The sequence below is a fragment of the Aquipseudomonas alcaligenes genome (assembly GCF_003205495.1).
GTDB lineage: Bacteria > Pseudomonadota > Gammaproteobacteria > Pseudomonadales > Pseudomonadaceae > Aquipseudomonas > Aquipseudomonas alcaligenes_B.
In genome coordinates this window covers 44082-68395 of record NZ_QJRX01000003.1, presented here as the reverse complement: position 1 = coordinate 68395, position 24314 = coordinate 44082, and the positions used below count along the sequence as shown (strand labels likewise).

Sequence of the window (24314 nt, the reverse complement as noted above, 5' to 3'; positions counted from 1 at the left end):
ATCAGCACATTCGCAAAACATTATTGCCATGCAGGGATAATCCATGAATCGCTGGGAAGGGCTGGACGAGTTCGTCGCCGTGGCCGAGAGCGGCCAGTTCGCCGCCGCAGCCAGGCGCCTGGGGCTGTCCACCTCGCAGGTCAGCCGCCAGGTGGCGCGCCTGGAGGAACGCCTGCAGACCCGCCTGTTCTACCGCAGCACCCGGCGGGTGGCGCTGACCGAGGCCGGGCAGACCTTCCTGCAGCACTGCCGGCGCCTGCAGGACGCCCACGAGGAGGCGCTGCGCGCGGTCGGCGACCTCAACGACGAGCCCAAGGGTTTGCTGCGCATGACCTGCGCGGTGGCCTACGGCGAGCGCTTCATCGTGCCACTGGTCAACGACTTCATGGCGCGCCATCCGCAGCTGCGGGTGGAGATCGAGCTGAGCAACCAGACCCTCGACCTGCTGCACGGCGGCCTGGACCTGGCCATCCGCCTCGGCCGCCTGCAGGACTCGCGCCTGGTGGCCACGCGCCTGGCGCCACGGGTCATGCACCTGTGCGCGGCGCCCGCCTACCTGGAACGCTATGGCCGGCCGCACTCGCTGTCGGAGCTGGCGCGGCACAACTGCCTGATCGGCAGCAGCGACCACTGGAACTTTCAGCAGGACGGCCGCGAGCTGAGCCTGAGGGTGCAGGGCAACTGGCGCTGCAACAGCGGCGAGGCGGTGCTCGACGCCGCCCTGCGCGGCTTCGGCCTGTGCCAGCTGCCGGACTACTACGTGCAGCCGCACCTGCGCAGCGGCGCCCTGCTCGACCTGTTGCCGCAGCAGCGTCCGCCGCACACCGCGGTGTGGGCGCTGTACCCGCAGCAACGCCACCTGTCGCCCAAGGTGCGCCTGCTGGTGGAGCTGCTCAAGGAGGGCCTGGCGCAGCGCCCGGAATACCGCGAGGCGCTTACGCCGGGGTGAGGCACTCCGGCCCCTCGAAGGCCGGATCGTTGATCAGGGTCGCCAGCGCCCGTTCGCGCAGCGACGGCTGAGCCGCCGCCAGCAGCGCCTGCAGCTGCTCGGCCGAGGCTTGCGCATCGAGCCAGACACGGCTGGCGGCCTGGTCCAGCAGCAGCGGGCGGCGCAGGTAGGCCGCCTCGCGGGTCACCATGGCCACGCTGAGGTAGTTGGCGCCCCCCGCCGGGTAGATTTCCCATAGCCCGGCGAAATACAGCAGGCCCTCGCCGCTCAGCCAGTAGGGACGCTTGCGGTTGGCCTGGCCACGCCACTCGTAGAAGCCGTTGGCCGGCAACAGGCAGCGGCGCTGGGCGAAGGCCTCGCGGAACATCGCCTGCTCGGCCAGGGTCTCGGCGCGGGCATGCGCCGGCGCCTTGGCGAAATCGGTCAGCCAGGCTGGCGTCAGCCCCCAGCGGCCGCTGGCGGCGCGCAGCTCGGCGCCCTGCTGGTGGACGAACAGCACCTGGGCGCCGGGCGACAGGTTCCAGCGCTGCGGATGTTCGGCGGGAAAACCCGGCAGGTTGGCGATGGCCTGGGGCCAGCGGAACAGGGCGTAGCGTCCACTCATGAGGTATCGGGCATCCGGCGGCAGGGATCAGCAGAGCAGCACGCCGGGGCAGCCCTCGGGCTCCTCGCCGGACAGCGGCGCGGCGGCATTGTACGCGGCGATCAGGCGGCGCGCGCGCTCGGCATCATCGTCCTCCACCAGCAGGCCGAGCAGCCCGAGCGCCGGCAGCTCGCCCATCGCGCCGAGCAGATGGCGCCCGGCCAGGTGCGCCTCCACGCCCTCACTGGCCAGCATGCCGAGCAGCAACTCGGCCTCCAGCAGGTCCTGCGGCTCGTAGACGCGCTGCATCAGTCGTCCTCCCGGCGCACGTCCAGCGACCAGTCCTGGCCATCGGTGCGCAGGTCGAAGACGATCGGCCGGCAGCACACCGGGCAGTCCTCGACGTACTCCTGGTCACCGGCCGAGAGGTCGAGCACGGCCTCGGCCTGCTCCCAGCAATAGGGGCACTGGTACATCTGTGATTCCAGCATCGCGGCCTCCGTGTGACTTGTCGGTATAATCGCCGGTCTATTGCTGGCCCCATTGCATGCGGGCCATGCCGCCCCTGGCGGGCGTTCCGAGCAGCCGAACAACGAGAACATGATGGGCGAATTCGATTCCATCCGACCCTACGCCGACCACGAAGTCCCCGCCGTACTGGCGCGCCTGTTGAGCGACGATACCTTCCTCGGCACCCTCACCCGCTTCCGCTTCCCGCGCCTGGCCGGGCCAATGGGCTGGCTGCTCAAACCTCTTATAGCCCATCGGCTGCGACGCGAGACGGCCGGCATCGCTTCGGTGGACGCCCTGCAGGCGCGCATCGAGCCCTATATCGACCGCACCGTGGAGCGCGCCACCGACGGCGTCAGCTATTCCGGGCTGGAACAGCTCAAGGCCGGCACGCCCTACCTGTTCCTCGCCAACCACCGCGACATCGTGATGGACCCGGCCTTCGTCAACTACGCGGTGTTCCATGCCGGGCTGCCGACGCCGCGCATCGCCATCGGCGACAACCTGCTGCAGCGCCCCTTCGTCAGCGACCTGATGCGCCTGAACAAGAGCTTCATCGTGCACCGCAACATCGCCGGGCGGCGCGAGAAGCTGGCGGCCTTCCAGCTGCTGTCGGCCTACATCAACCACTCGATCCGCGAGGAAGGCCAGTCGATCTGGATCGCCCAGGCCGAGGGCCGGGCCAAGGACGGCGACGACCGCACCGACTCGGCGATCCTCAAGATGTTCCACATGGCGCGCAAGGACGAGCCGTTTGCCGAGGCCCTGGCGGCGCTCAACCTGATCCCGGTGTCGATCAGCTACGAGTACGATCCCTGTGACCAGGCCAAGGCCCGCGAGCTGCAGATCCGCGCCAGCACCGGCGACTACGAGAAGGCGCCGGGCGAGGATGACGCCAGCATCGCCCTCGGCATCACCGGCTACAAGGGCCGCGTCCACGTGCATTTCGGCGCGCCGGTGCGCGAGGGCTTCGAGGATGCCAAGCAGCTGGCCGCCCTGATGGACCGACACATCCTCGGCGGCTATCGCCTGTTCCCGGTGCACTACCTGGCCTATGCCCAGTGGGACGAGCGCGACGCCGAACTGCCGGTGCCGGACGCCGAGCAGCTGTTCGCCGCCGAGGAACTGGCCAAGGCCCGTGGCGAATGGCAGCGCCGCCTCGACGCCTGCCCCGCGCAGCAGCGCCCCTGGCTGATCCGCCAGTACGCCACGCCGGTGCGCAACCAGTACCGGATCAAGGCCGGCCTGGCCCTGTAAGGGCAGCGCGCTAACGAAAAAGGCAGCCCGAGGGCTGCCTTTTTGCTATCCGCGTCGCCCTACAGGCCGGTGCTGTAGAACGACAGCGCCAGGGCCGCGGCCAGGCTGACCCCGCCGAAGCGGAAGAAGAAACGGTTGATGCGCAGGGTCGGCTCGTCCAGCCAGCTGGCTGCGTCGTCGGCCAGGTCGCTGGCGGCGGCCAGGCGTGCCACCGCGCGCTGCTCGCGGATCCGGGTGGCCAGCAGCAGCCAGGCACCGGCCAGGGCCAGGAACAGGGCCAGGCCATTCACCACCTGGGCGGGGTGGTTGGAGAACAGGTTCCAGAGGTACTGCAGAGACACGAAAACACCTCGAATGCACCATGAACAGGAAAAGCCGGCACCAGAAGCTGGCGTGGCGGGCTGCAAGGCCCCACGCAGAGCGTTCGGCGGCGCCCACCAGCGCACCAAAAGCAGGCAGCCCGGACGGGCCGAGCAGGGTCGCGGCGGGCGGCAGTCTACTGGAAAGTGGCTGCTTATAAGTTCCGTTTCCGACGAGCGTGAATGGTCATCACCAATTCGTCTGAAAACCGTCATATACCTGGCCTAGAGTTTGATCCTCTCGCAGTGACCCATCAGTCATACGCCATGACCGATTTCGCACCATGACAGCGGAGGAACCGCCATGCTCAACCCGCAACCCGTAGACCACGACTACCTGATCGACTCGCTGGACGAAGTGGAGGCCGTGGTCGATGAACTGTCGATCAACGTGCAGGACCATCACTGGCTGATCTACTGCTCCCTCGGCGGCCACGAGCACTACGACCTGCCGGACATCGACGAGCACACCGGCCTGAGCCTGCCGGAGCTGTATGCCGAGGCGGCCTGAAGCCCAGACATGAAAAAGCCCGGCAGATGCCGGGCTTTTTCATGTCTGGGCCTGATTCAAGGCTGGCCGAGCAGCTGGCCGATGGTCGGATCCTTGAAGGTGCGGGTCAGGGCATCGCTGAGCACATCGGCCACCAGCTTGGTGTTGGTCTCCTGGTTCGGCGCCATGCCGAAGCGCTGGTTCAGCGAGGCACCATAGCGGCCGCTGTAGCGCCGGCTGCTGTTCTGCACGTCGGCGCGGAAGCTGGCACTGATGTTGGCCTCGGTCACGTAGGTGCTGTCCTTGGGCGACTGGTATTTCAGGTCGACCAGGGTCAGGGTCAGCTGCGGCGCGTTGTAGGCATTCTGGCTGGGAGTGAAGCCGAGCAGGCGCACGGCCGCCTCGGCCTCGGTCTGCAGGCGCGGCAGGATGTCCTGGCCCTGCACGCTGATGGCACTGGTCTCCGGGTAGAGGCCGCCGCGGGTGCCGAGCACCGGCGACTGGCGACCGTCGACCACCCGCACCACCACCGGCTGGCCCTGGCCGACCGGTGCCAGCTGCGCGGTCAGGCGCGGCTGCGGACGCAGTTGCTGCGGGCTGTGGGCACAGCCGACCAGGCTGACGCCAAGCGCGGCAAGCAGACCGAACAGCAGGTATTTCTTCATGGGCGATCTCCAGAAAGGTGGCTGCGGAAAATGGCCGGCAGTATACCCAGCACCCTGCCCTGCCGACAGCCGTGTATGACCCGTGCCAGGCCCCGGCGGTTCCTGTCATCGCCCTGTCACCGCCGCCTGGCATAAGGATCCGGCAACCAGGAGGATTGTCCCCATGCTGAGTCTGTGGTCCCTGCTTACCCCGCGCCCGAAGCGCCGCTACTTCGTCCTGCTGGACGCACAGGGCCAGTGCCGCGCCCTGCGCGAAGCGCATACCCCGCCGAGCGAGGCGGGCTGGGTGGAAGTCCGCGAGCTGCGGGCCAGCTGGCTGGGCCGGCCGCTGCCGCAGGACGCCCGGCTGGCAGCAGCCCCGCGTGACAGAGGCACGCGCCTGGCCCTGGCGGCCTGAGCCAGGCGAAAACGAAAAAGCCGCCCGTGGGCGGCTTTTTTCATGGCACGGCGGCTCAGGCGAGCTGCAGGGCCTTGGCGCTGGCGGCGGCCACTTCGCGGTACAGCGCGGCGTCCTCTTCCAGCACCTTCTCGCGCGCCGGGAAGATCTCCCGCAGCTTGCTGGCCCAGGCCTCGCTGCGGGCCTGCTCGGCGAAGCAGCGCTCGATCAGGTTGAGCATGATCGACACGGTCACCGAGGCGCCCGGCGAGGCACCCAGCAGGGCGGCGATGGTGCCGTCCTCGGCCGCCACCAGTTCGGTGCCGAACTGCAGGATGCCGCCCTTCTTGGCGTCCTTCTTGATGATCTGCACGCGCTGGCCGGCGATTTCCAGGCTCCAGTCCTCGGCCTTGGCCTGCGGGTAGAACTTGCGCAGGGACTCCAGGCGCTGTTCCTGGGACTGCAGCACTTCCTTGATCAGGTAGCGAGTCAGGTCCATGTTGTCGCGGGCCACCGCCAGCATCGGGCCGATGTTGCTCGGGCGCACCGACAGCGGCAGGTCGAGGAACGAGCCGTACTTGAGGAACTTGGTGGTGAAGCCGGCGTAGGGGCCGAACAGCAGCGAGGTCTTGCCGTCCACCACGCGGGTGTCCAGGTGCGGCACGGACATCGGCGGCGCGCCGACTTCGGCCTGGCTGTAGACCTTGGCCTGGTGCAGCTTGACCACTTCCGGGTTGTCGCAGCGCAGCCACTGGCCGCTCACCGGGAAGCCGCCGAAGCCCTTGCCTTCCGGGATGCCGGACATCTGCAGCAGCGGCAGGGCGCCGCCGCCGGCGCCAAGGAAGACGAACTTGGCCTGGATCTCGCGCTGCCCGCCGTTCTTGGTGTTCTTGGCCTGTACGCTCCAGCCCTGGCTGGTGCGCTTGAGGCCGACGACCTTCTGGTTGTAGCTGACGCTGATGCCGCCCTGGCTGGCCAGGTACTGCAGCAGCTGGTTGGTCAGCGCGCCGAAGTTGACGTCGGTGCCGTTCTGCGCGCGGGTGGCGGCGATGCGCTCGTTGGCATCGCGGCCCTGCATCATCAGCGGCATCCATTCGGCCATGGCGGCCTTGTCTTCGGTGTACTCCATGCTTTCGAAGGCATGGTGACGGCTGAGCAGCTCATGGCGCTTCTTGAGGAAGGCGATGTCCTTGTCGCCGCGCACGAAGCTCAGGTGCGGCACCGGATTGATGAAGTTCCTCGGCGAACCGAACGCGCTCTTGCCGGCCAGGTACGCCCAGAACTGCTTGGAGACCTCGAACTGGGTGTTGATCTGCACCGCCTTCTTGATGTCCACCGAGCCATCCGCCGCCTGCGGCGTGTAGTTCAGCTCGCACAGGCCGGCGTGGCCGGTACCCGCGTTGTTCCACGGGTTGGAGCTCTCGATGGCGCCGGAGGAGCGCAGCTCGGCGATCTCCAGCTTGAGGCTGGGGTCCAGCTCCTTGAGCAGCACCGCCAGGGTGGCGCTCATGATGCCGGCCCCGACCAGCAGCACATCCACGGTTTCGTGATTGACTTGCGTCATTTAACGCTTCTCCAAGATCTGCAGTACCAAGTCGCTGACATCGGCCTTTTGAGCCGCGCATCGACGTCTAATCACTGGCAGCCAGACGGGTGCCTGGAGCTTCGGAGGGCTCACATCGTGGCCGCTGACTTGGCCTGATCGACGCGGGCAACCTCGTCCGGCGCGCGCCGCCTGTTAGCAGCCCGCGCGTTCAATTCTTCACCCTCCCGGCAGGGCCTCGGCCGCTCTGCTGCGGCCCTCGCGGGGCGCACCACGGGGTACGCCAGGCCAGTCGGGGCGCCGGCTCGGGAGTTTTCGGCGCGCACAATACCACTAATGCCGCGAATTCAGTCGCAAAAAATGCACGAGCCCGGTCAGACGGTCATTTTTCCCACGACCAATCCGGCTTTCGCCGCTTTTACCGCCTCTATATAGGGCTCGGCCAGGCGCTGGTCGGCGATCAGGGCGATGAAGTCGTTGCCCCGGGCATCCTTGGCATCCAGGTCGTAGCCGGCCTCCTTGAAGAAGGTCAGGAAGCGCTCGAAGTCGTCGATGCGCAGGCCACGGTAGGCCTTGACCAGCTTGTGCAGGGACGGCGGCGTGGCGTCCGCCGGCTCGACAGAGAGGAACAGCTTGATGGAGTCCTCGCTGATCTCTTCGCCGATCACCTGTTTCTTGTCTTTACGCATCACGCACTCCAGCTAGCGGATATCACGGGGCCGGCAGTTTACCCTTGCCCCGTGCGCCACTCAACGCGACTAAAGCAGAGGCTGGGGCTCGCCAAGCGCGCAGCCGCTATCCCTATAATGTGCAGGGTCTTTGCTGGAGTCCGCGATGCGCTTACCTTCGCTGTTCGCCGCCTGGCGCCAGGTCCTGGCCGCCGGTTATTCCCTGCAGGCCCTGCGCGGCGATCTGGCCGCCGGCCTCACCGTCGGCATCATCGCCATCCCGCTGGCCATGGCCCTGGCCATCGCCGTCGGCGTGGCGCCGCAGCACGGCCTGTACACCGTGCTGGTGGCCGCGCCGCTGATCGCCCTGTGCGGCGGCTCGCGCTTCAACATCTCCGGGCCCACCGCCGCCTTCGTCGTCATCCTGCTGCCGATCACCCAGCAGTTCGGCCTCGGCGGCCTGTTGCTGTGCAGCATGCTGGCCGGGCTGATCCTGATCGCCCTGGGGCTGCTGCGCGCCGGCCGGCTGATCGAGTTCGTGCCCTACCCGGTGACGCTGGGCTTCACCGCCGGCATCGGCATCGTCATCGCCGTGCTGCAGATCAAGGACCTGCTCGGCCTGCGCCTGGACGGTGCGCCGCAGCACTTCCTCGACCAGCTCGCCCTGCTCGGCCAGGCCCTGCCGGATTTCCGCCCCGGCGACGCGCTGACCGCCGCCGTCAGCCTGGCCACCCTGCTGCTCTGGCCGCGCCTGGCGCCCAGGGTGCCGGGGCACCTGGTGGCGCTGGCGGTCGGCGTGCTGGCCGCGTTGCTGCTGGAGGCCGCCGGCCTGCCGGTGGCGACCCTCGGCGAGCGCTTCAGCTACAGCCTGGATGGCGTCAGCCAGCCGGGCATCCCGCCCTTCCTGCCGGCCTTCGCCTGGCCCTGGCAGCTGCCGGGCCCGGACGGCCAGCCGCTGGTGCTGTCCTTCGAGCTGATCCGCCAGCTGCTGGCGCCGGCCTTCGCCATCGCCATGCTCGGTGCCATCGAGTCGCTGCTGTGCGCGGTGGTGGCCGACGGCATGACCGGCAGCAAGCACGACCCCAACGGCGAGCTGCTCGGCCAGGGCCTGGGCAACCTGGTCGCCCCGCTGTTCGGCGGCATCACCGCCACCGCCGCCATCGCCCGCTCGGCGGCCAACGTGCGGGCCGGCGCCTATTCGCCATTGGCGGCCATCGTGCATGCCGGCGTGGTGCTGCTGGCCATGCTCCTGCTCGCGCCGCTGTTCAGCTACCTGCCGATGGCCTCGCTGGCCGCCCTGCTGCTGGTGGTGGCGTGGAACATGAGCGAGCCGCACCACGTGCTGCACACCCTGCGCATCGCCCCGCGCAGCGACGTGCTGGTACTGCTGACCTGCCTGGCGCTGACTGTGCTGTTCGACATGGTGCTGGCCGTCGGCGTCGGCCTGCTGCTGGCCGCCGGCCTGTTCATCAAGCGCATGAGCGAGCTGACCGATGCCCAGCCGTTGCCGCGCCAGCAGCTGGCGCTGCTCGGCGAGCTGCCGGACGGGGTGCTGGCCTACAGTATCCGCGGCCCGCTGTTCTTCGGCGCGGCGGAGAAGGCGCTGAGCGTGCTGCGCCGCTTCAACCCCGGGGTGAAGGTGGTGGTGGTGGAGATGAGCGCCGTGCCGCTGCTGGACATGACCGCCCTGGCGGCGCTGGAGAATGTGCTGCGCGACTACCGCCAGCAGGGGGTCGGCCTGGTGCTCAGCGGCGCCTCGGCCAACCTGCGCCTGAAGCTGCGCCGCGCCGGCATCCGCCGCGAGCCCGGGGTGCTGGCCTTCGCCCGTGACTTGGCGCAGGCGCGGGCCAAGGCGCTGGACTGGCTGGAGGCCAGTCCGTAGCCCGGATGCACTCCGGGCGCGGAGTCGCCTGCTTTTCCGGATTGCATCCGGGCTACCTGCGGCTTCAGCGCGCAGCAGTCTCTGAGCAGGCGTTTAGAACTGTGCGCGCATCCAGGCCAGGTACTCGGCTACGCCGGGCTCGCCTTCGCGCGGCGCCCAGGCCGCCTGCTCGGCCTCGACCAGCGGGCGGTAGGGCCCGGCCTTGCATTCGAAGAGGATGCTGTCCGCCTCCAGCACCACCAGGGCATGGAACTGGCCGGGCGCCAGGTCGACCCCGACGCATTCGCCGCCGGCTTCGAGCAGGCGGGTCTGCTGCAGCTCGCCCTGCTCGCCGAACAGCAGCAGGCCCAGGCACCCCTGAAGCACCAGCAGGGTCTCGGCCTTGTCGGCACTCAGGTGGCGATGGGGCGGGATATAGGTGTCCGGCTGCAGCCCCACCGCCAGGCGATGGCAGGGCTCGCTCATCTCGTGCAGGTTGTGGTGGGCGCGCCGGCGCGGGCTCTGGCCGGCCTGGCCCGCCAGCTTGGCGAACAGGGTACGGTCGAGAAAGGCCGGTGCGCGCACTTACAGGCCTTTCACCGCGTAGATGCCGGCGGCATTGCGCCAGTAGCCCTTGTAGTCCATGCCGTAGCCGAAGATGAAACGATCCTCGCAGGACAGCCCCACGTAGTCGGCCTTGAGGTCCGGGCGGGCCTTGCGGTCGTGATCCTTGTCGATCAGCACGGCGGTGTGCACGGCGCGGGCGCCGGCGTGCTTGCAGAACTCGATGATGGCCGCCAGGGTGTGCCCCTCGTCGAGGATGTCGTCGATGATCAGCACTTCGCGGTCGATGAAGGAGATTTCCGGCTTGGCCTTCCAGAACAGCTCGCCGCCGGTGGTCTCGCTGCGGTAGCGGGTGGCGTGCAGGTAGGACAGTTCCAGCGGGAAGTTCAGCTTGGGCAGCAGCTTGCCGGCGAAGATCAGGCCGCCGTTCATCACGCAGAACACCACCGGATTGCTCTCGGCCAGCTCAGCGCTGATGGTCGCGCCGACCTGCTCGATGGCGGCCTCGACCTGGGCCTCGGTGAACAGGCAATCGGCTTCGGCCATGACTTGGCGGATATGGGCGAGATCGGCTGACATGGCGTACTCCGGATAAGTAGAAAGAGGGCTGGTTAAAAAATTGCCGGGAGCAATTTTTAACGTCGCGCCAGCGACGGCCCGAAGGGTGACCGCCAAGGATGGTAGGTCATAAAAAATGGCCGGCAAAGTTACTCAGATGAGCGCTGGAGGGCAAGCCTGGCGGCGTATTTTCTGACCATTCGCTCAGGCGAATCGGTAAACTGCGCGGCTTCTATCTGGCATCAGCAGTGCTTTACTCTAGCCAGAATTTTTGCCCGCCCGGAGAACTCCGCATGCCCATCCGTGAGATCCGCCACCCGCTGATCCGCCACAAGCTCGGCCTGATGCGTCGCGCCGACATCAGTACCAAGAATTTTCGCGAACTGGCCCAGGAAGTGGGCGCCCTGCTGACCTACGAGGCGACCAACGACCTGCCGCTGGAAAGTTACGAGATCCAGGGCTGGGCCGGGCCGGTGCAGGTGGAGAAGATCGCCGGCAAGAAGATCACCGTGGTGCCGATCCTGCGTGCCGGCATCGGCATGCTCGACGGCGTGCTAAGCCTGGTGCCGGGAGCCAAGGTCAGCGCCGTGGGCATCGCCCGCAACGAGGAGACCCTGCAGGCGCACACCTACCTGGAGAAGCTGGCGCCGGAGATCGACGAGCGCCTGGCGCTGATCGTCGACCCCATGCTGGCCACCGGCGGCTCCCTGGTCGCCACCATCGACCTGCTGAAGAAGGCCGGCTGCAAGGAAATCCGCGCCATGGTCCTGGTCGCCGCGCCGGAAGGCATCCAGGCGGTCGAGGACGCCCACCCTGACGTGGTGATCTACACCGCCTCCATCGACCAGCGCCTCAACGAACACGGCTACATCATTCCCGGCCTGGGCGATGCCGGCGACAAGATCTTCGGCACCAAGCAGAAGGACGCCTGAGCATGACCCAGCAGTTCAACGACCCCCTCTGGCGCCAGGTGATCTCCGGCGCGCAGATGCTCTTCGTGGCCTTCGGTGCCCTGGTGCTGATGCCGCTGATCACCGGCATGGACCCTAACGTGGCGCTGTTCACCGCCGGCGTCGGCACCCTGCTGTTCCAGCTGGTCACCGGCCGCCAGGTGCCGGTGTTCCTGGCGTCGAGCTTCGCCTTCATCGCGCCGATCATCGCCGCCAAGGGCCAGTTCGGCCTGCCCGCGGTGCTCGGCGGCATAGTCGCCGCCGGCCTGGTCTACGTGGTGCTCAGCGCGCTGGTGCGGGTGCGTGGCGCCGGCTTCATCGACCGCCTGCTGCCGCCGGTGGTGATCGCGCCGGTGATCATCTCCATCGGCCTGGCCCTGTCGCCGGTGGCGGTGAACATGGCCATGGGCAAGAGCGGCGACGGCGCCATGGAGCTGGTGCCCTACCAGACCGCCATGCTGATCTCCATGCCGGCACTGGTCACCACCCTGCTGGTGGCCGTGCTCGGCAAGGGGCTGCTGCGCCTGGTGCCGATCCTCGCCGGCATCGCCGTGGGCTGCCTGCTGGCCGCCTTCTTCGGCGTGATCAAGACCGACGCCATCGCCGCCGCGCCCTGGCTGGCGCTGCCGGCCTTCGTCGCCCCCGAGCTGCACTGGGGCGCCATCCTCTACATAGTGCCGGTGGCCCTGGCTCCGGCCATCGAGCATATCGGCGGGGTGGTGGCCATCGGCAGCGTCACCGGCAACAACTTCATCAAGAAGCCCGGCCTGCACCGCACCCTGCTTGGCGACGGCCTGGCCACCTCGGCCGCCGGCCTGTTCGGCGGCCCGCCCAACACCACCTACGCCGAGGTGACCGGCGCGGTGATGCTGACCAAGAACTTCAACCCGAAGATCATGACCTGGGCCGCCGTGTTCGCCATCGCCCTGGCCTTCATCGGCAAGTTCGGCGCGGCGCTGCAGGCCATCCCGGTGCCGGTGATGGGCGGCATCCTCTGCCTGCTGTTCGGCTCCATCGCGGTGGTCGGCCTGAACACCCTGATCCGCCACCAGGTCGACCTGTCCGAGGCACGCAACCTGATCATCGTCTCGGTGACCCTGGTGTTCGGCATCGGCGGCATGGTCATCGGCGGCCAGGAATTCGCCCTTTCCGGCATCTCCCTGTGCGCCATCGCCGCCTTGGCGCTGAACCTGTTGCTGCCCGGCGGCAGCGCCTGGCACAAGCACCCGCAGATCGATCCGGAAATCTGAGGATGCGCCGCACGCTGCCTCAGGCGTCGTGCGGCGGCTGCACCCCGGCGTCGGTCAGGGTCCGCGGGCGATAGCCCGCATCCTGTCGCCAGCGCCGCCAGACCGACGGATCGACCGTCACCCCCAGCGCCCGGTTGCCCCTGTCGTCCCGATCGAACAGCCGGTAGTGACGACCGTCGCCACCGCGCCAGGCCCTGCGCCAGGCGGCATAAGCGCCCCCCATGAAGTCCTCGTAGGACGCTGCCGGGCGCCCCATCCAGGCGTCTTCGACCAGCGGCGGCAGCTTCAGCCTGAGCCCGGCGTCGGCGGCCTTGCGCAGCATCCAGGCCAGCGGCAGTTCGCACAGCGCGTCCTGCTCGTAACCACCGCCCACGTTGGCATGGGCGCCGATGAACCAGCGCTGCTCCACCTCCAGCTGCCCGGGCTTGTGCTGGCCGGCCCACGGCGCCACATCGTAGGCCGCGCGAAATTCGTCCAGAGCCATCGCGTGGTAGGCGCGGCGCACGATCTTCGACAGCTGGGTGTCGTGCCAGGCATACAGGCCGCGCTCCGAGACCCGGGTGCCCGGTACGCCGAGCGCGCCGACCGTGTCCCACACGCCGACCAGGGCCACTTCCACATCGCGGCTGTACTTCTGCCGGAAGCCACAGGCCAGGCTGTCGTCAGGCGCCACCGCCTTGTTGCGATAGAGCGCCTCGGCCTGCTTCAGCAGCACGGGCGTCGAAGTGTGCAGCAGGCCGCACTTGCGCAGCATGCCGACCAGGCTGCGCGCGGTGTAGGCGCCACGGCTGAAGCCGAAGACGAAGATCTCGCTGCCCTGCAGGTAGCGCCGCACCAGCCAGTCGTAGCCCTCCAGCAGGTTGCGGCTCAGGCCGCTGCCGAAGGCCCCGCCGGCCAAGCGGGTCAGCGGCGTGGTGCCCACGCCGGGGTCGTAGAAGAAACGCTGGCGCAGCTTGCCGTCGAAATCCTCGAGGCAGCGCGACAGGCGATAGACGTTGGTGCGGTCCTGCGGATCGTTCCAGGTGCCGTCGAACAGCAGGATCAGGCGCTCTTTCTGCTCTGCCATGGGCTGCCTCCTTGGCGCGCTGCGCCTGCCTGGCAATGGCTCTCGGGAAAGACGGCGTTCGATCCCACCGCGGATGTGGCCTCGCTCAGAAGGGCTCGGCGATGTACTTGAACGGGTAGTTGGCCGGCTGGTACTTGCCGATCTTGCGCTTGGGCAGCTTGACCTTGGGCTGCTCCACCGGCTGGTAGGGAATCTGCTGCAACAGGTGGCTGATCAGGTTCAGGCGCACCCGTTTCTTGTCCTCCGAGCGGGCGACGAACCAGGGCGCCCAGGGCGTGTCGGTGGACTCGAACATCTCGTCGCGGGCGCGGGTGTAGTCGTCCCAGCGGTCGAACGACTTGATGTCCATGGGCGACAGCTTCCACACCTTGCGCCCGTCGTCGATGCGCGCGTGCAGACGCCGCTCCTGCTCTTCCGGGCTGACCTCCAGCCAGTACTTGAGCAGGATGATCCCCGACTCAACCATGGTGCGCTCGAACAGCGGCGCCAGGGCGAGGAACTTCTTCACCTGCGCCTCGCTGCAGAAACCCATGACCCGCTCCACGCCGGCGCGGTTGTACCAGCTGCGGTCGAAGATCACGATCTCGCCGGCCGCCGGCATCTGCGTCAGGTAACGCTGCACATACATCTGGCTCTTCTCCCGCTCGGTCGGCGCCGGCAGCGCCACCACGCGGAACACCCTGGGACTGACCCGCTCGGTGAGCGCCTTGATGGTGCCGCCCTTGCCGGCGCCATCGCGCCCCTCGAAGACGATCACCACCTTGGCCCCACTGGCCACCACCCACTGCTGCAGCTTGACCAGCTCGACGTGCAGCTGCGCCAGGGCCTTCTCGTAGTCCTTGCGCCCGAGCTTCTGCGCAGCAACCTGCGGCTTGACGCTTTTGTCCTTGGCTTTGGCCATGGCGAACTCCTGTTGTGGGTGGACAGTCATGGCTATCAGCCTAGACCCTGGAGCCGAGGCTGCCTTGCGCCGGATCAACGGCGCGCTAGGCTGATCCGACGCCACGCCACGAGGAGCACGCATGTCCATCGAACACCTGGATGTCCTGATCGTCGGCGCCGGCCTTTCCGGCATCGGCGCCGCCTGCCACCTGCGCCGCGAGCTGCCGGGCCAGCGCCTGGCCATCCTCGAGGGGCGCGAGGCGCTGGGCGGCACCTGGGACCTGTTCCGCTACCCGGGCATCCGCTCCGACTCGGACATGTACACCCTGGGCTACGGCTTCCGCCCCTGGACCGATGCGCAGGCCATCGCCGACGGCCCGGCGATCCGCCGCTACCTCGCGGACACCGCCCGCGAACACGGCGTCGACACGCTGATCCGCTACCGCCACCGGGTGCTGCGCGCCGACTGGGACAGCGCCAGCGCCACCTGGACCCTGCAGGTACGCTGCGCCGACGAGGCCGAGCCGCGGCACCTGAGTTGCCGCTTCCTGCTGCTGTGCACCGGCTACTACCGCTACGAGGCCGGCTACACCCCGGACTTCCCGGGGCGCGCGGACTACCGGGGCACCTTCATCCACCCGCAGCACTGGCCGCAGGACTATGACCCGGCCGGCCGGCGCATCGTGGTGATCGGCAGCGGCGCCACCGCCGTGACCCTGGTGCCAGCGCTGGCGGCACGCGGCGCGCAGGTGACCCTGCTGCAGCGCTCGCCGAGCTACGTGATCAACCTGCCGCAGCACGACCGCCTGCTCGCCGGGCTGCGCAAGCTGCTGCCGGAAACCTGGGTGTACCGCATCGCGCGCACCCGCAACGTGGCCCTGCAGATGCTCTTCCACAAGCTGGCCAGGAGCTTCCCCGGCCTGGTGCGGCGCCTGCTGCTGGGCCTGGTGCGGCGGCAGCTGGATGCGGACTTCGACATGCGCCACTTCAGCCCGCGCTACCGGCCCTGGGACGAGCGGGTCTGCGCCGTGCCGGACGGCGACCTGTTCGCCGCGCTGCGCAGCGGCCAGGCGGACATGGTCACCGAGCCGATCGAGTGCCTCACCGCCGGCGGCGTCCGCCTGCAGTCCGGCCGCGAGCTGGCCGCCGACACCATCGTCAGCGCCACCGGCCTGCAGCTGCAGCTGTTCGGCGGCATGCAGCTGGCGGTCGACGGCCAGCCCTTCGACGCCGCGCAAAGCATGGGCTACCGCGGCATCATGCTGCGCGACCTGCCCAATGCCGCCGTGGTACTGGGCTACACCAACGCCAGCTGGACCCTCAAGGCCGACCTCTCCTGCCAGTACCTGTGCCGCCTGCTGCGCCACATGGAGGCCAGCGGCATGCGCCAGGTGACCCCGCGCGAGCCCAGCGGCCGGGTACGCCCGACGCCTTTCCTCGACCTGCAGTCCGGCTACATCCGCCGCGCCGCCCACCTGCTGCCAAGCCAGGGCGACCGCCTGCCCTGGAAGCTGTACCAGAACTACCTGCTGGACCTGCTCCTGCTGCGCTACGCCCGCCTCGAGGATGGCTGCCTGCAGTTCTCCTCGCCGGCGACAGCCGAACCGCTCGCAGCCCCGCTGTAAGTCGGGGCGAACGCCGGAGCCTAGAGACGCGGCAGGCCCCAGTGGGTCTGCGCCAGCCAGTCGGCAAAGGCCTGCGGCGCCAGCGGCTTGCTCAGCAGGTAGCCCTGGGCGATGTCGCAGCCGAGCTGGTCGAGGCGCTGCAGCACGGCGTCCGTCTCCACGCCCTCGGCCACCACCCTGAGCCCCATGTTGTGGCCCAGCTCGACGGTGGAGCGGACGATGATGTCGTCGTCCGGGTTGCTCAGCAGGTCCTGGACGAAGGACTTGTCGATCTTCAGCTCGTGCACCGGCAGGCGCTTGAGCTGGGCCATGCTGGAGTAGCCGGTACCGTAGTCGTCGATCGACAGGCGCACGCCGAGCTCGCACAGCTGCTGCAGCTGGCCCATGGCCAGTTCGGGGTCGGCCATCACCGCGCTCTCGGTGATTTCTACCACCAGGCCGGCCGGCGGCACGCCGTGCTCGGCCAGCTGGGTGGCGATATAGCCGGCGAAGCCGGGATCGGCCAGGTCCAGCGCGGAGACGTTGACCGCTACCTTCAGGTCCAGCCCCTGGTCATGCCAGGCGCGGCTCTGCGCCAGGGCGGTACGCACCACCCAGCGGGTCAGCGCGCAGACGTTGCCGGTCTGCTCGGCCAGGGGGATGAACTCGTCCGGGGGGACGAAGCCGTGCACCGGATGAATCCAGCGCACCAGGCACTCCACCCCGAGCAGGCGGCGCGCCCGAATCTCCAGCTTGGGTTGGAAGTACAGGCTCAGCTGGCCCTGCTCCACCGCGCCCTTTAGCTCGCTCATCAGCGCCAGGCGCACCAGGCTGTGACGATCCAGCTCCGGGCGGTACAGCGCATAGGGCGCGTGCTGCGCCTTGCCCCAGTACATGGCCACCTCGGCATGCTGCAGCAGGCTGCCGGCACTCTCGCCATGGTCCGGATGCAGGGCGATGCCGAGGGTGGCGTTGAGGGTCATGCCGATGCCGCGTACCACGAAGGGCTGCTGCAGGGCGCCGCGGTAGTGCTCTGCGGCCGGTATCAGGTCGCCCGGGTGGCAGCGCGGCAGCAGCAGAGCGAACTCGTCCCCGCCGAGGCGCGCCAGCTGCTCGCCCTCGCGCAGCAACTCCTGCAGGCGCCGCGCGAGCAGGCACAGCAACTGGTCGCCGGCCTCGTGGCCGAGGGTATCGTTGAGGTCCTTGAAGTTGTCCAGGTCCATCAGCAGCACCGCCACGCCCTCCCCCGCCGGGCATTGGGCCAGGGCCTGCTGCAGCTCGGCGGCGAAACGGTTGCGATTGGCCAGCTGGGTCAGCGGGTCGCGGTAGGCGAGGAAGCCGATGGTGGCCTCGCGCTCGGCGATGCCGCGCTGCATGGCGACGAACTCGCGGGCCAGCAGGCCGACCTCGCCACCGGCCTGGCTGGCCACGCTGGCCTGGTAGTCGCCGCCGGCGATACGCCGCACGTTCTCCACCATCTGCGCCAGTGGCCGGCTCACCGTGTTGGCGATCCACAGGGCGCCGAGCCCGGCCAGCAGCAGGGCGGCGGCGAAGATGCCCGCCAGCTGCCACTGCAATGGCCGGTAGTGGGCCAGTTCGGCGGACAGCGAGCGCATCAGCAGCACCTGCAGGTCGCCATCGGTACCGGCCAGCGGTGCACGCAGGGCCAGCTGTTCCAGGCCCTGCAGGGGAAAACGGAAGACCTCGGCGCTGTCCGGCAAATGGCTGCCGCCCAGCTCGGCGCGTGGCAGATCGGCCAGGTTGCTGGCTAGCACCCGGTAGGCGCCGGGCGCGCCGTCGAGCAGCGCCACGTCGGCACCGCTGAGCTCGGCCAGGTGGCTGACGGCCGCATCGTCCAGCTCGAAGGCCATCAGCAGCCAGCCCATCAGGTTGGGGCGCGGGGCGAAGATCGGCGTCAGGTTGATATGCAGCACGCGACCATCGAGCACCACCAGGCGCTCGGCGCTGTCCGGTTCGGCCGCGTTCAGCAGCCCGGCCCAGGGCAGGCGCATGCCGGGCTCCAGCTCGGTACTGGTGCCGGCCAGCACCAGGCCGTCCGGCGCCAGCACCAGGGCGAAGCCGGCCTGGCTGCGCGAGGCGAAGGACTCCAGCGCGGCGGACAGCGACTGCGCCTCCTGCTGCGGACTGGTCACCAGGTCGGCGATCTCGCCGAGCAGGGTGAAGTCCTTGGCGATCAGCTCGGCCATGGCGCTCTGCGCCTGGCGCCGGCTGTGCAGCTCGTTGGCCAGCACGCGGTGGGCGAAGCCCAGCTGCGCCTGCACCTGCTGCAGGCTGTGGCCGAAGGTGGAGCGGTAGACCAGTAGCGCCAGCAGCAGCATCAGCGCCACCAGCAGCAGCAGGAAGAAACCGAGGATCTTGCCGCGCAGGCTCATGGCGCGTAGCCGCCCTTGCCCTTGGGTCGCCCCTGGGGCTCCTTGGGCCGCGGGTCTGGCCTGAGCGGCGCGACCAGCTGCCAGTTCACCGGCCCTGCACCGTCCAGCGCGCGGACCAGCTGCGCCGGGGCATCGGCGATGCGCGGGTGCCACAGGTGCAGGCGCTGGCCGGCGGAGGGCGTGTAGTCGATGCGCGCCAGCCCCCGGGCATCGGTCTGGGCGAACCAGGGGCTGTCCAGCACCAGCACGAAGCCGAGCATCCAGTCGTGGATGTTGCAGCCCAGGGTGACCAGGCCGGGCTTGTCGAACAGCACCTCCTGCGGCGCCTCGCTGCTCTTCTGCAGGCGCAGCTCGAAGCGCTTGGCGGCGGAGAAGGAATAGACGTGGTGGTTGATCGGGTCGGCGTTGGGGAAACTCACCCGGGTGCCGGTCTGTACAGCGAGGATATAGGGCACGAACTGGCGCTTGCGCTGGTCGACATGGGCCGCGAGTGGCAACGCCTGCACGGGTCCCGGCTCGATCCACAGCACCGCCTCGCTCAGCGGCCGGCCCTGGTCATCGCGCAACTGCACCTCCAGAGTCGCCGCCGCCAGCGGCGAACACAGCCACGCCAGCGCCAGCGCCAGCGCCCAGTACCGCCTGCCCATAGCCATCCCTCCAGTTGCGATGGCTTGAGTATAGGAAGCCCTATTCCAGACCGATTTCGCGGATGCGCGCGACCAGCCACTGCAGCGCCTGGTCGCGGCGGCGCAGGTCGAGGCTGACGATCTCCAGGTGGAAGGGCCCCAGGGCGAACGGCAGGTCGAACAGCTGCAGCGGCAGCAGGCCAGCGAAGTAGCGCGCCAGGCGCGTCGGCAGCACCGCCACCAGGTTGCCGCCGGCGGCGATGTGCGCCGCCTGCAGGTAGTTGGGCGTGGTGTAGACGATCTCGCGGGTCAGGCCATGCTCGCCCAGCCACTGCTCGACCATGCCACGGGTCTGCCCGCCGTGCACCCACAGGTGGCGCAGGCGCAGGAAGGTCTCCAGGTCGAGCCCCGCGCGCAGCTGCGGGTGGTCACGGCGGGCCACCAGCTGCAGGGTCTCGCTCATCCAGCGCACCCCGGCGAAGCGCGGCGGCAACGCCTCGAAGCGGCCCAGGGCGAGGTCGATCTCACCCTTCTCCAGGGCCTCGGCCGGCAGGCGTGGCGACAGGTGCTGCACGTCGATGCGCACGCCCGGTGCCTGCTCGGCCAGGCGCGCCAGCAGGCGCGGCATCAGCAGCATCTCGGCGTAGTCGGTCAGGGCGATGCGAAAACGCTGGCGGCTGCGCGCTGGCTCGAAGCGGCTGCCCTCGCCCAGGCTCTCCTCGATCTGCCGCAGCGCCGCGCGGATCGGCGCCTCCAGCTCCAGGGCCCGCGGCGTCGGCTGCATGGCGCGGCCGACACGCACCAGCAGCGGGTCGTCGAGCAGGTCGCGCAGGCGGTTCAGCGCGTTGCTCACCGCCGGCTGGCTCAACGCCAGGCGCTCGGCGGCGCGCGACACGTTGCGCTCGCGCAACAGGGCATCGAGCACCCGCAGCAGGTTGAGGTCGAAGGTCAATATATTCACGAGGGGAATTCTGCTTATCACAAGTCAAAATTTCCCAAATAGTACAGCCGTACTTAAGGTGCGTCAGTTGTGTTTTACGTGACCGAGGTAGGGCTATGAGCAACAACTACAAAATCGAACAGGCCGCCGTGATCGGTGCCGGCACCATGGGCCGCGGCATCGTCATCAGCCTGGCCAACGCCGGCATCCCGGTGCTGTGGCTGGACAACAACCCGCAGATGGTCACGGCCGGCCTGCAGATGGCCGAGGACACCTGGGCCCAGCACGTCGCCAAGGGTCGCATCAGCACCGGCGAGGCCAGCCTGCGCCGCGCGCGCATCCAGGCGGTGGCCGACTACGCCGAGCTGGCCGGGGTCGATCTGGTGATCGAGGCGGTGTACGAGAACCTCGAACTCAAGCAGGAAATTTTCCGCACCCTGGACCGTACCGTGAAGCCGGGCGCGATCCTCGCCAGCAACACCTCGGCGCTGGATATCGACGCTATCGCCGCCGTCACCGCGCGCCCGCAGGAGGTGCTCGGCCTGCACTTCTTCAGCCCGGCGCACATCATGAAGCTGCTGGAGATCGTGCGCGGCGCCCACACCGCGCCGGCCGTGCTCGACGCCGCCCTGGCCCTGGGCCAGCGCATCGGCAAGGTCAGCGTGGTGGCCGGCAACTGCGACGGTTTCATCGGCAACCGCATGCTGCATACCTACGTGTTCGAGGCGCGCAGCCTGCTGCTCGAAGGCGCCTACCCGCACCAGGTGGACGCCGCCCTGCAGGGCTTCGGCTTCGCCATGGGCCCGTTCCGCATGTACGACGTGGTCGGCATCGACCTGGAATGGCGCGCCCGCGAACTGGCGGGCCAGGGCCAGGACGTGGCGCAGGTGCAGGTCGACAACCGCCTGTGCGAACTCGGCCGCTTCGGCCAGAAGTCCGGCAAGGGTTACTACCTCTACGCGCCGGGCAGCCGCCAAGCCGAGCACGACCCGCAAGTGGACGCCCTGGTGCAGCGCGAGAGCGAACGCCTCGGCTTCGCCCGTCGCCGCATCGGCCCGGAGGAGATCCTCGAGCGCTGCCTGCTGGCGCTGGTCAACGAGGGCGCGAAGATTCTCGAAGAGAAGATCGCCGCCAACGCCCACGACATCGACCTGGTGTACCTCAACGGCTACGGTTTCCCCGCCGACAAGGGCGGGCCGATGGCCTGGGCCGACGCCCAGGGCGTGGCCGCGATCCGCGAGCGCCTGCTGCAACTGAGCGAGCGCTTCGGCGCCCACTGGCAACCGGCCGGGCTGATCGACCACCTGGTGGCCGACGGCAAGAAATTCGCCGATGTACAGGAGGGCCGCGCATGAGCTATCAAGCCCCCCTGCGCGACATGCGCTTCGTCCTGCACGAACTGTTCGACGTCGCCGGCCACTGCGAGCACCTGGGCAACGGCCTCGACCGCGAGCTGATCGACGGCGTGCTGGAAGAGGCCGCGGCCTTCACCGCCAACGAGATCGCCCCGCTCAACCGCAACAGCGACGAAGAAGGCTGCCAGCTGGTCGATGGCAAGGTCAGCACGCCCAAGGGTTTCCGCGCCGCCTACAAGCAGTATGTCGACAACGGCTGGGCGAGCATGACCGGGCCGCTGGACTTCGGCGGCCAGGGCTTCCCGCAGCTGGTCAGCTTCGCCTTCCACGAGATGCTGATGGGCGCCTCGCTGTCGTTCCGCATCTACTCCGGCCTCACCGAGGGCGCGGTGCTGGCGCTGCACAAGCACGGCAGCAACGAGCTGAAGGACGCCTACCTGGCCAAGATGGTCGGCGGCCAGTGGACCGGCACCATGTGCCTGACCGAGCCGCAGGCCGGCACCGACCTCGCCCTGCTGCGCACCCGCGCCGAGCCCCAGGCCGATGGCAGCTACAAGGTCACCGGCAACAAGATATTTATCAGCGGCGGCGAGCAGGACCTGTCCGAGAACATCGTCCACCTGGTGCTGGCGCGCCTGCCGGACGCTCCGGCCGGGGTCAAGGGCATCAGTCTGCTGCTGGTGCCCAAGTTCATCGCCACCGCCGAGGGCGGGCTGGGCGCGCGCAACGCCCTGAGCTGCGGCGCCATTGAGCACAAGATGGGCATCAAGGGCGCCTCCACCTGCGTGATGAATTTCGACGGCGCCACCGGCTGGCTGGTCGGCGAGGCCAACCAGGGCCTCGCCTGCATGTTCACCATGATGAACGACGCGCGCTTCCAGGTCGGCTTGCAGGGCCTCGGCATCGGCGAGGCGGCCTTCCAGGGCGCCCTGAGGTATGCCAAAGAGCGCCTGCAGTCGCGCGGCCTGAAAGGCGCCGCGGCGCCGGACAAGGCGGCCGACCCGATCATCAATCACCCGGACGTGCGGCGCATGCTGCTGACCCAGAAGACCCTGGTCGAAGGCTGCCGCATGCTCGCCGCCTACACCGCGCGCCAGCTCGACCTGGAGCACAGCGCCGAGGAGCCAGCCGCACGCAAGGCCGCGGGCAGGCGCGCGGCGCTGCTGATCCCGATCGTCAAAGCCTTCTTCACCGACATGGGCCAGGAAGTCGCCAGCCACGCGGTGCAGGTCTACGGCGGCCACGGCTTCATCCGCGAGTGGGGCATGGAGCAGCTGATGCGCGACAGCCGCATCACCCAGCTCTATGAAGGCACCAACGGTATCCAGGCGCTCGACCTGATCCGCCGCAAGCTGCTCGGTGACGGCGGCGCCGAACTCAGCGCGCTGATCGCCGAATTCAGCGAGCTGTGCGACGCGCAGGCCAGCCAACCGGCGCTGGCAGAGATGGCGCACACGCTGCAGGCACGCCTGGGCGAGTGGCGCGAGCTGAGCGCCGAGGTGCTCGCCCGCAGCCAGCGCGACGCCGAGGAAATCGGCGCGGCCTCGGTGGATTTCCTGCAGTACTCGGCCTATGTGTTGCTGGCCGGTTTCTGGCTGCAGGCCGCCGCCACCGCCCAGCAGGCGCTCGACGCCGGCAGCGGCGAGGCAGCCTTCTACCAGGCCAAGCTGCACAGCGCCGAGTTCTACCTGCGCCGTGTGCTGCCACGCGCCAGCAGCCACCGCGAGGCCCTGCTGGGCGGCTCGGACTGCCTGATGGCGATGCCGGAGAACAGCTTCGCGTTCTGATTGGCGCTGCGTGCGGCGCTGCCCGATGATCGTTCTCTGGTAGCCCCGCACGCAGCCCCTTCCCCTCACCGAGAGGCACGGATGAAAACAACAAGAACTGTGCTGAAAATTCTGCTGGTGCTGGCCCTGATCCTGGCCGGCCTGTACGGCTATTTCCTGTATGCGCCGAAACCGGCGACGCCTGAGCTGAGCGCCACCCTGCAGCAGGGCAGCCTCGAAGTCGGCGGCCGCCAGCGCGACTACGCCTACTACCTCCCCGCCAAGCTGCAGGCCAAGGCACCGCTGCTCTTCGTGCTGCACGGTTCGCTGCAGACCCTCGACGACATGCGCACCTTCAGCGCCTACCAGTTCGAACGCCTGGCCGATGAGCACGGCTTTATCCTCGTCTACCCGCAGGGCGTCGAGCGCAACTGGAACGATTGCCGCGCCGCGGCCGACTACCCCGCACGCCAACAGAACGTCGACGACGTCGGCCTGATCGCCGCGCTGATCCAGCGCTTCGCCGCACAGCACGGCGCCGACCCGCAGCGCGCCTTCCTCGCCGGCTACTCCAACGGCGGCCACCTGGGCCTGCGCATTGCCCTGGAGCGCCCGAACCTGCTGGCCGGCGTCGCCGCCGTGGCGGCCAGCCTGCCGACGCCCGACAACCTGGCCTGCCGGGCAATGGCCGGCGCCACGCCGGTGCTGCTGATGAACGGCACCCGCGACCCGATCAACCCCTACAACGGCGGCCGCGTCACCCTGTTCGGCTTCGGTGATCGCGGTCACGTGCGCTCGTCCTATGCCTCGACGCTGTTCTTCGCCGAGCGCGCCGGTTACGCGGCAGCCGAGATGCAGCGCGAGAACCTGTGGCAGAACGGCGACAACCCGGCGCAGCGCGTCGAGCTCGACCGCTGGCAGGCCGCCGAGCGCGCCGAGGTCGCCCTGTTCGCCGTGATCGGCGGCGGTCATCTGCTACCCCAGGCCGGCTTCCGTGCGCCGCACCTGCTCGGCCCGACCCTTTCCGGTTTCGACGGCCCGCAGGCCATCTGGGACTTCTTCGCCCGCCAGCGCCCCGCGCCGGCGCAGCCCTGATCGT

Annotated in this window: 25 protein-coding genes; 11 read left to right on the top strand and 14 right to left on the bottom strand. The window is 68.9% G+C overall.

The annotated features are described in order from the left end of the window. Positions 1 to 43 precede the first annotated feature (43 nt). Positions 44 to 949: a LysR family transcriptional regulator gene (locus DMO17_RS05585; RefSeq protein WP_110681517.1), complete on the top strand. Its 906-nt coding sequence runs from the start codon at positions 44 to 46 to the stop codon at positions 947 to 949. Here the strand turns inward: DMO17_RS05585 and DMO17_RS05580 are convergent. The 3 genes from DMO17_RS05580 to DMO17_RS05570 are packed head-to-tail and all read right to left on the bottom strand — an operon-like array spanning position 936 to position 2023. Beyond that, positions 936 to 1553: an SOS response-associated peptidase gene (locus tag DMO17_RS05580; RefSeq protein ID WP_110681516.1), complete on the bottom strand. Its 618-nt coding sequence runs from the start codon at positions 1551 to 1553 to the stop codon at positions 936 to 938. The two genes, DMO17_RS05585 and DMO17_RS05580, sit on opposite strands and share 14 nt — an antisense overlap. Before the next feature lie 27 nt (positions 1554 to 1580). Beyond that, positions 1581 to 1841, bottom strand: a complete 261-nt coding sequence (locus DMO17_RS05575; RefSeq protein WP_110681515.1) for a putative signal transducing protein — start codon at positions 1839 to 1841, stop codon at positions 1581 to 1583. Next, entirely contained in the window at positions 1841 to 2023 is a 183-nt protein-coding gene (locus tag DMO17_RS05570) for a CPXCG motif-containing cysteine-rich protein (protein ID WP_110681514.1), read from the bottom strand. Before DMO17_RS05570 ends, DMO17_RS05575 begins: the two co-directional genes overlap by 1 nt. Before the next feature lie 109 nt (positions 2024 to 2132). Between DMO17_RS05570 and DMO17_RS05565 the strand changes: the two genes are divergently transcribed. Then, positions 2133 to 3299, top strand: a complete 1167-nt coding sequence (locus tag DMO17_RS05565; RefSeq protein WP_110681513.1) for a 1-acyl-sn-glycerol-3-phosphate acyltransferase — start codon at positions 2133 to 2135, stop codon at positions 3297 to 3299. A gap of 59 nt (positions 3300 to 3358) precedes the next feature. Here DMO17_RS05565 and DMO17_RS05560 read toward each other — a convergent pair whose 3' ends face one another. Beyond that, complete coding sequence (locus DMO17_RS05560; protein WP_110681511.1) at positions 3359 to 3640, bottom strand: hypothetical protein; 282 nt, start codon at positions 3638 to 3640, stop codon at positions 3359 to 3361. 322 nt (positions 3641 to 3962) lie between these two features. Between DMO17_RS05560 and DMO17_RS05555 the strand changes: the two genes are divergently transcribed. After that, positions 3963 to 4169 carry a hypothetical protein gene (locus tag DMO17_RS05555; RefSeq protein WP_110681509.1) on the top strand — a complete coding sequence of 69 codons (207 nt, stop codon included), beginning with the start codon at positions 3963 to 3965 and terminating at the stop codon, positions 4167 to 4169. A gap of 56 nt (positions 4170 to 4225) precedes the next feature. On the opposite strand, the gene DMO17_RS05550 is transcribed toward DMO17_RS05555, so the two are convergent. Continuing rightward, positions 4226 to 4813 carry a YajG family lipoprotein gene (locus DMO17_RS05550; protein ID WP_110681507.1) on the bottom strand — a complete coding sequence of 196 codons (588 nt, stop codon included), beginning with the start codon at positions 4811 to 4813 and terminating at the stop codon, positions 4226 to 4228. Positions 4814 to 4976: 163 nt separating this feature from the next. Between DMO17_RS05550 and DMO17_RS05545 the strand changes: the two genes are divergently transcribed. Then, complete coding sequence (locus tag DMO17_RS05545) at positions 4977 to 5210, top strand: hypothetical protein (protein ID WP_110681505.1); 234 nt, start codon at positions 4977 to 4979, stop codon at positions 5208 to 5210. A 55-nt stretch (positions 5211 to 5265) separates the two neighbouring features. Here DMO17_RS05545 and mqo read toward each other — a convergent pair whose 3' ends face one another. Together mqo and DMO17_RS05535 are read right to left on the bottom strand one after the other, a co-directional pair. Then, a complete protein-coding gene (gene mqo, locus DMO17_RS05540) occupies positions 5266 to 6753 on the bottom strand; it encodes a malate dehydrogenase (quinone) (RefSeq protein WP_110681503.1) in 1488 nt (495 codons plus the stop codon). Between the two features lie 353 nt (positions 6754 to 7106). Continuing rightward, the gene (locus DMO17_RS05535; protein ID WP_110681501.1) at positions 7107 to 7421 is read right to left on the bottom strand and encodes a PA4642 family protein; all 315 of its coding nucleotides are present in this window, start codon (positions 7419 to 7421) and stop codon (positions 7107 to 7109) included. 145 nt (positions 7422 to 7566) lie between these two features. Between DMO17_RS05535 and dauA the strand changes: the two genes are divergently transcribed. Next, positions 7567 to 9282, top strand: a complete 1716-nt coding sequence (gene dauA / locus DMO17_RS05530; protein WP_110681500.1) for a C4-dicarboxylic acid transporter DauA — start codon at positions 7567 to 7569, stop codon at positions 9280 to 9282. A gap of 93 nt (positions 9283 to 9375) precedes the next feature. Here the strand turns inward: dauA and DMO17_RS05525 are convergent, their stop codons facing one another. Beyond that, on the bottom strand, positions 9376 to 9846 hold the full coding sequence (locus DMO17_RS05525) for a WbuC family cupin fold metalloprotein (RefSeq protein WP_110681498.1): 471 nt from the start codon (positions 9844 to 9846) through the stop codon (positions 9376 to 9378). Continuing rightward, positions 9847 to 10404: a hypoxanthine-guanine phosphoribosyltransferase gene (locus tag DMO17_RS05520; RefSeq protein ID WP_110681496.1), complete on the bottom strand. Its 558-nt coding sequence runs from the start codon at positions 10402 to 10404 to the stop codon at positions 9847 to 9849. A 272-nt stretch (positions 10405 to 10676) separates the two neighbouring features. Between DMO17_RS05520 and upp the strand changes: the two genes are divergently transcribed. Both upp and DMO17_RS05510 read left to right on the top strand, forming a co-directional pair. After that, positions 10677 to 11315: a uracil phosphoribosyltransferase gene (gene upp / locus DMO17_RS05515; protein ID WP_110681494.1), complete on the top strand. Its 639-nt coding sequence runs from the start codon at positions 10677 to 10679 to the stop codon at positions 11313 to 11315. Between the two features lie 2 nt (positions 11316 to 11317). Continuing rightward, the gene (locus DMO17_RS05510) at positions 11318 to 12583 is read left to right on the top strand and encodes a uracil-xanthine permease family protein (protein ID WP_110681493.1); all 1266 of its coding nucleotides are present in this window, start codon (positions 11318 to 11320) and stop codon (positions 12581 to 12583) included. A gap of 19 nt (positions 12584 to 12602) precedes the next feature. Here DMO17_RS05510 and DMO17_RS05505 read toward each other — a convergent pair whose 3' ends face one another. Continuing rightward, positions 12603 to 13649, bottom strand: a complete 1047-nt coding sequence (locus DMO17_RS05505) for a DUF2235 domain-containing protein (protein ID WP_110681491.1) — start codon at positions 13647 to 13649, stop codon at positions 12603 to 12605. Positions 13650 to 13734: 85 nt separating this feature from the next. Next, entirely contained in the window at positions 13735 to 14550 is an 816-nt protein-coding gene (gene ppk2, locus DMO17_RS05500; RefSeq protein ID WP_110681489.1) for a polyphosphate kinase 2, read from the bottom strand. A gap of 121 nt (positions 14551 to 14671) precedes the next feature. Here ppk2 and DMO17_RS05495 point away from each other — a divergent pair, with 121 nt between their 5' ends. After that, a complete protein-coding gene (locus DMO17_RS05495; RefSeq protein WP_110681487.1) occupies positions 14672 to 16156 on the top strand; it encodes a flavin-containing monooxygenase in 1485 nt (494 codons plus the stop codon). A gap of 20 nt (positions 16157 to 16176) precedes the next feature. Here DMO17_RS05495 and DMO17_RS05490 read toward each other — a convergent pair whose 3' ends face one another. The 3 genes from DMO17_RS05490 to DMO17_RS05480 are packed head-to-tail and all read right to left on the bottom strand — an operon-like array spanning position 16177 to position 20115. Further along, positions 16177 to 18528, bottom strand: coding sequence for a putative bifunctional diguanylate cyclase/phosphodiesterase (locus tag DMO17_RS05490; protein WP_110681485.1), 2352 nt, complete (start codon positions 18526 to 18528; stop codon positions 16177 to 16179). Further along, the gene (locus tag DMO17_RS05485) at positions 18525 to 19175 is read right to left on the bottom strand and encodes a methylamine utilization protein (protein ID WP_110681483.1); all 651 of its coding nucleotides are present in this window, start codon (positions 19173 to 19175) and stop codon (positions 18525 to 18527) included. The genes DMO17_RS05490 and DMO17_RS05485 overlap by 4 nt, the downstream gene beginning before the upstream one ends. Before the next feature lie 40 nt (positions 19176 to 19215). Then, positions 19216 to 20115, bottom strand: a complete 900-nt coding sequence (locus DMO17_RS05480; protein WP_110681477.1) for a LysR family transcriptional regulator — start codon at positions 20113 to 20115, stop codon at positions 19216 to 19218. 95 nt (positions 20116 to 20210) lie between these two features. Between DMO17_RS05480 and DMO17_RS05475 the strand changes: the two genes are divergently transcribed. The 3 genes from DMO17_RS05475 (at position 20211) to DMO17_RS05465 (ending at position 24310) form a co-directional block, all read left to right on the top strand. Beyond that, positions 20211 to 21449 carry a 3-hydroxyacyl-CoA dehydrogenase gene (locus tag DMO17_RS05475; protein WP_110681475.1) on the top strand — a complete coding sequence of 413 codons (1239 nt, stop codon included), beginning with the start codon at positions 20211 to 20213 and terminating at the stop codon, positions 21447 to 21449. Next, complete coding sequence (locus DMO17_RS05470; RefSeq protein ID WP_110681473.1) at positions 21446 to 23236, top strand: acyl-CoA dehydrogenase C-terminal domain-containing protein; 1791 nt, start codon at positions 21446 to 21448, stop codon at positions 23234 to 23236. The genes DMO17_RS05475 and DMO17_RS05470 overlap by 4 nt, the downstream gene beginning before the upstream one ends. A 99-nt stretch (positions 23237 to 23335) precedes the next feature. Next, positions 23336 to 24310, top strand: coding sequence for a CE1 family esterase (locus tag DMO17_RS05465; RefSeq protein ID WP_181418737.1), 975 nt, complete (start codon positions 23336 to 23338; stop codon positions 24308 to 24310). Positions 24311 to 24314: the final 4 nt, after the last annotated feature.

Bases quoted from the DNA above. Each gene is read 5' to 3' on its own strand.
- dauA (WP_110681500.1), top strand. From the start codon at position 7,567: ATGCGCTTACCTTCGCTGTTCGCCGCCTGGCGCCAGGTCCTGGCCGCC.
- DMO17_RS05580 (WP_110681516.1), bottom strand. From the start codon at position 1,553: ATGAGTGGACGCTACGCCCTGTTCCGCTGGCCCCAGGCCATCGCCAAC.
- DMO17_RS05485 (WP_110681483.1), bottom strand. From the start codon at position 19,175: ATGGGCAGGCGGTACTGGGCGCTGGCGCTGGCGCTGGCGTGGCTGTGT.
- DMO17_RS05570 (WP_110681514.1), bottom strand. From the start codon at position 2,023: ATGCTGGAATCACAGATGTACCAGTGCCCCTATTGCTGGGAGCAGGCC.
- DMO17_RS05475 (WP_110681475.1), top strand. From the start codon at position 20,211: ATGAGCAACAACTACAAAATCGAACAGGCCGCCGTGATCGGTGCCGGC.
- DMO17_RS05555 (WP_110681509.1), top strand. From the start codon at position 3,963: ATGCTCAACCCGCAACCCGTAGACCACGACTACCTGATCGACTCGCTG.
- DMO17_RS05535 (WP_110681501.1), bottom strand. From the start codon at position 7,421: ATGCGTAAAGACAAGAAACAGGTGATCGGCGAAGAGATCAGCGAGGAC.
- upp (WP_110681494.1), top strand. From the start codon at position 10,677: ATGCCCATCCGTGAGATCCGCCACCCGCTGATCCGCCACAAGCTCGGC.
- mqo (WP_110681503.1), bottom strand. From the start codon at position 6,753: ATGACGCAAGTCAATCACGAAACCGTGGATGTGCTGCTGGTCGGGGCC.
- DMO17_RS05510 (WP_110681493.1), top strand. From the start codon at position 11,318: ATGACCCAGCAGTTCAACGACCCCCTCTGGCGCCAGGTGATCTCCGGC.
- DMO17_RS05490 (WP_110681485.1), bottom strand. From the start codon at position 18,528: ATGAGCCTGCGCGGCAAGATCCTCGGTTTCTTCCTGCTGCTGCTGGTG.
- DMO17_RS05495 (WP_110681487.1), top strand. From the start codon at position 14,672: ATGTCCATCGAACACCTGGATGTCCTGATCGTCGGCGCCGGCCTTTCC.
- DMO17_RS05505 (WP_110681491.1), bottom strand. From the start codon at position 13,649: ATGGCAGAGCAGAAAGAGCGCCTGATCCTGCTGTTCGACGGCACCTGG.
- DMO17_RS05520 (WP_110681496.1), bottom strand. From the start codon at position 10,404: ATGTCAGCCGATCTCGCCCATATCCGCCAAGTCATGGCCGAAGCCGAT.
- DMO17_RS05585 (WP_110681517.1), top strand. From the start codon at position 44: ATGAATCGCTGGGAAGGGCTGGACGAGTTCGTCGCCGTGGCCGAGAGC.
- DMO17_RS05575 (WP_110681515.1), bottom strand. From the start codon at position 1,841: ATGCAGCGCGTCTACGAGCCGCAGGACCTGCTGGAGGCCGAGTTGCTG.
- DMO17_RS05545 (WP_110681505.1), top strand. From the start codon at position 4,977: ATGCTGAGTCTGTGGTCCCTGCTTACCCCGCGCCCGAAGCGCCGCTAC.
- ppk2 (WP_110681489.1), bottom strand. From the start codon at position 14,550: ATGGCCAAAGCCAAGGACAAAAGCGTCAAGCCGCAGGTTGCTGCGCAG.
- DMO17_RS05550 (WP_110681507.1), bottom strand. From the start codon at position 4,813: ATGAAGAAATACCTGCTGTTCGGTCTGCTTGCCGCGCTTGGCGTCAGC.
- DMO17_RS05470 (WP_110681473.1), top strand. From the start codon at position 21,446: ATGAGCTATCAAGCCCCCCTGCGCGACATGCGCTTCGTCCTGCACGAA.
- DMO17_RS05565 (WP_110681513.1), top strand. From the start codon at position 2,133: ATGATGGGCGAATTCGATTCCATCCGACCCTACGCCGACCACGAAGTC.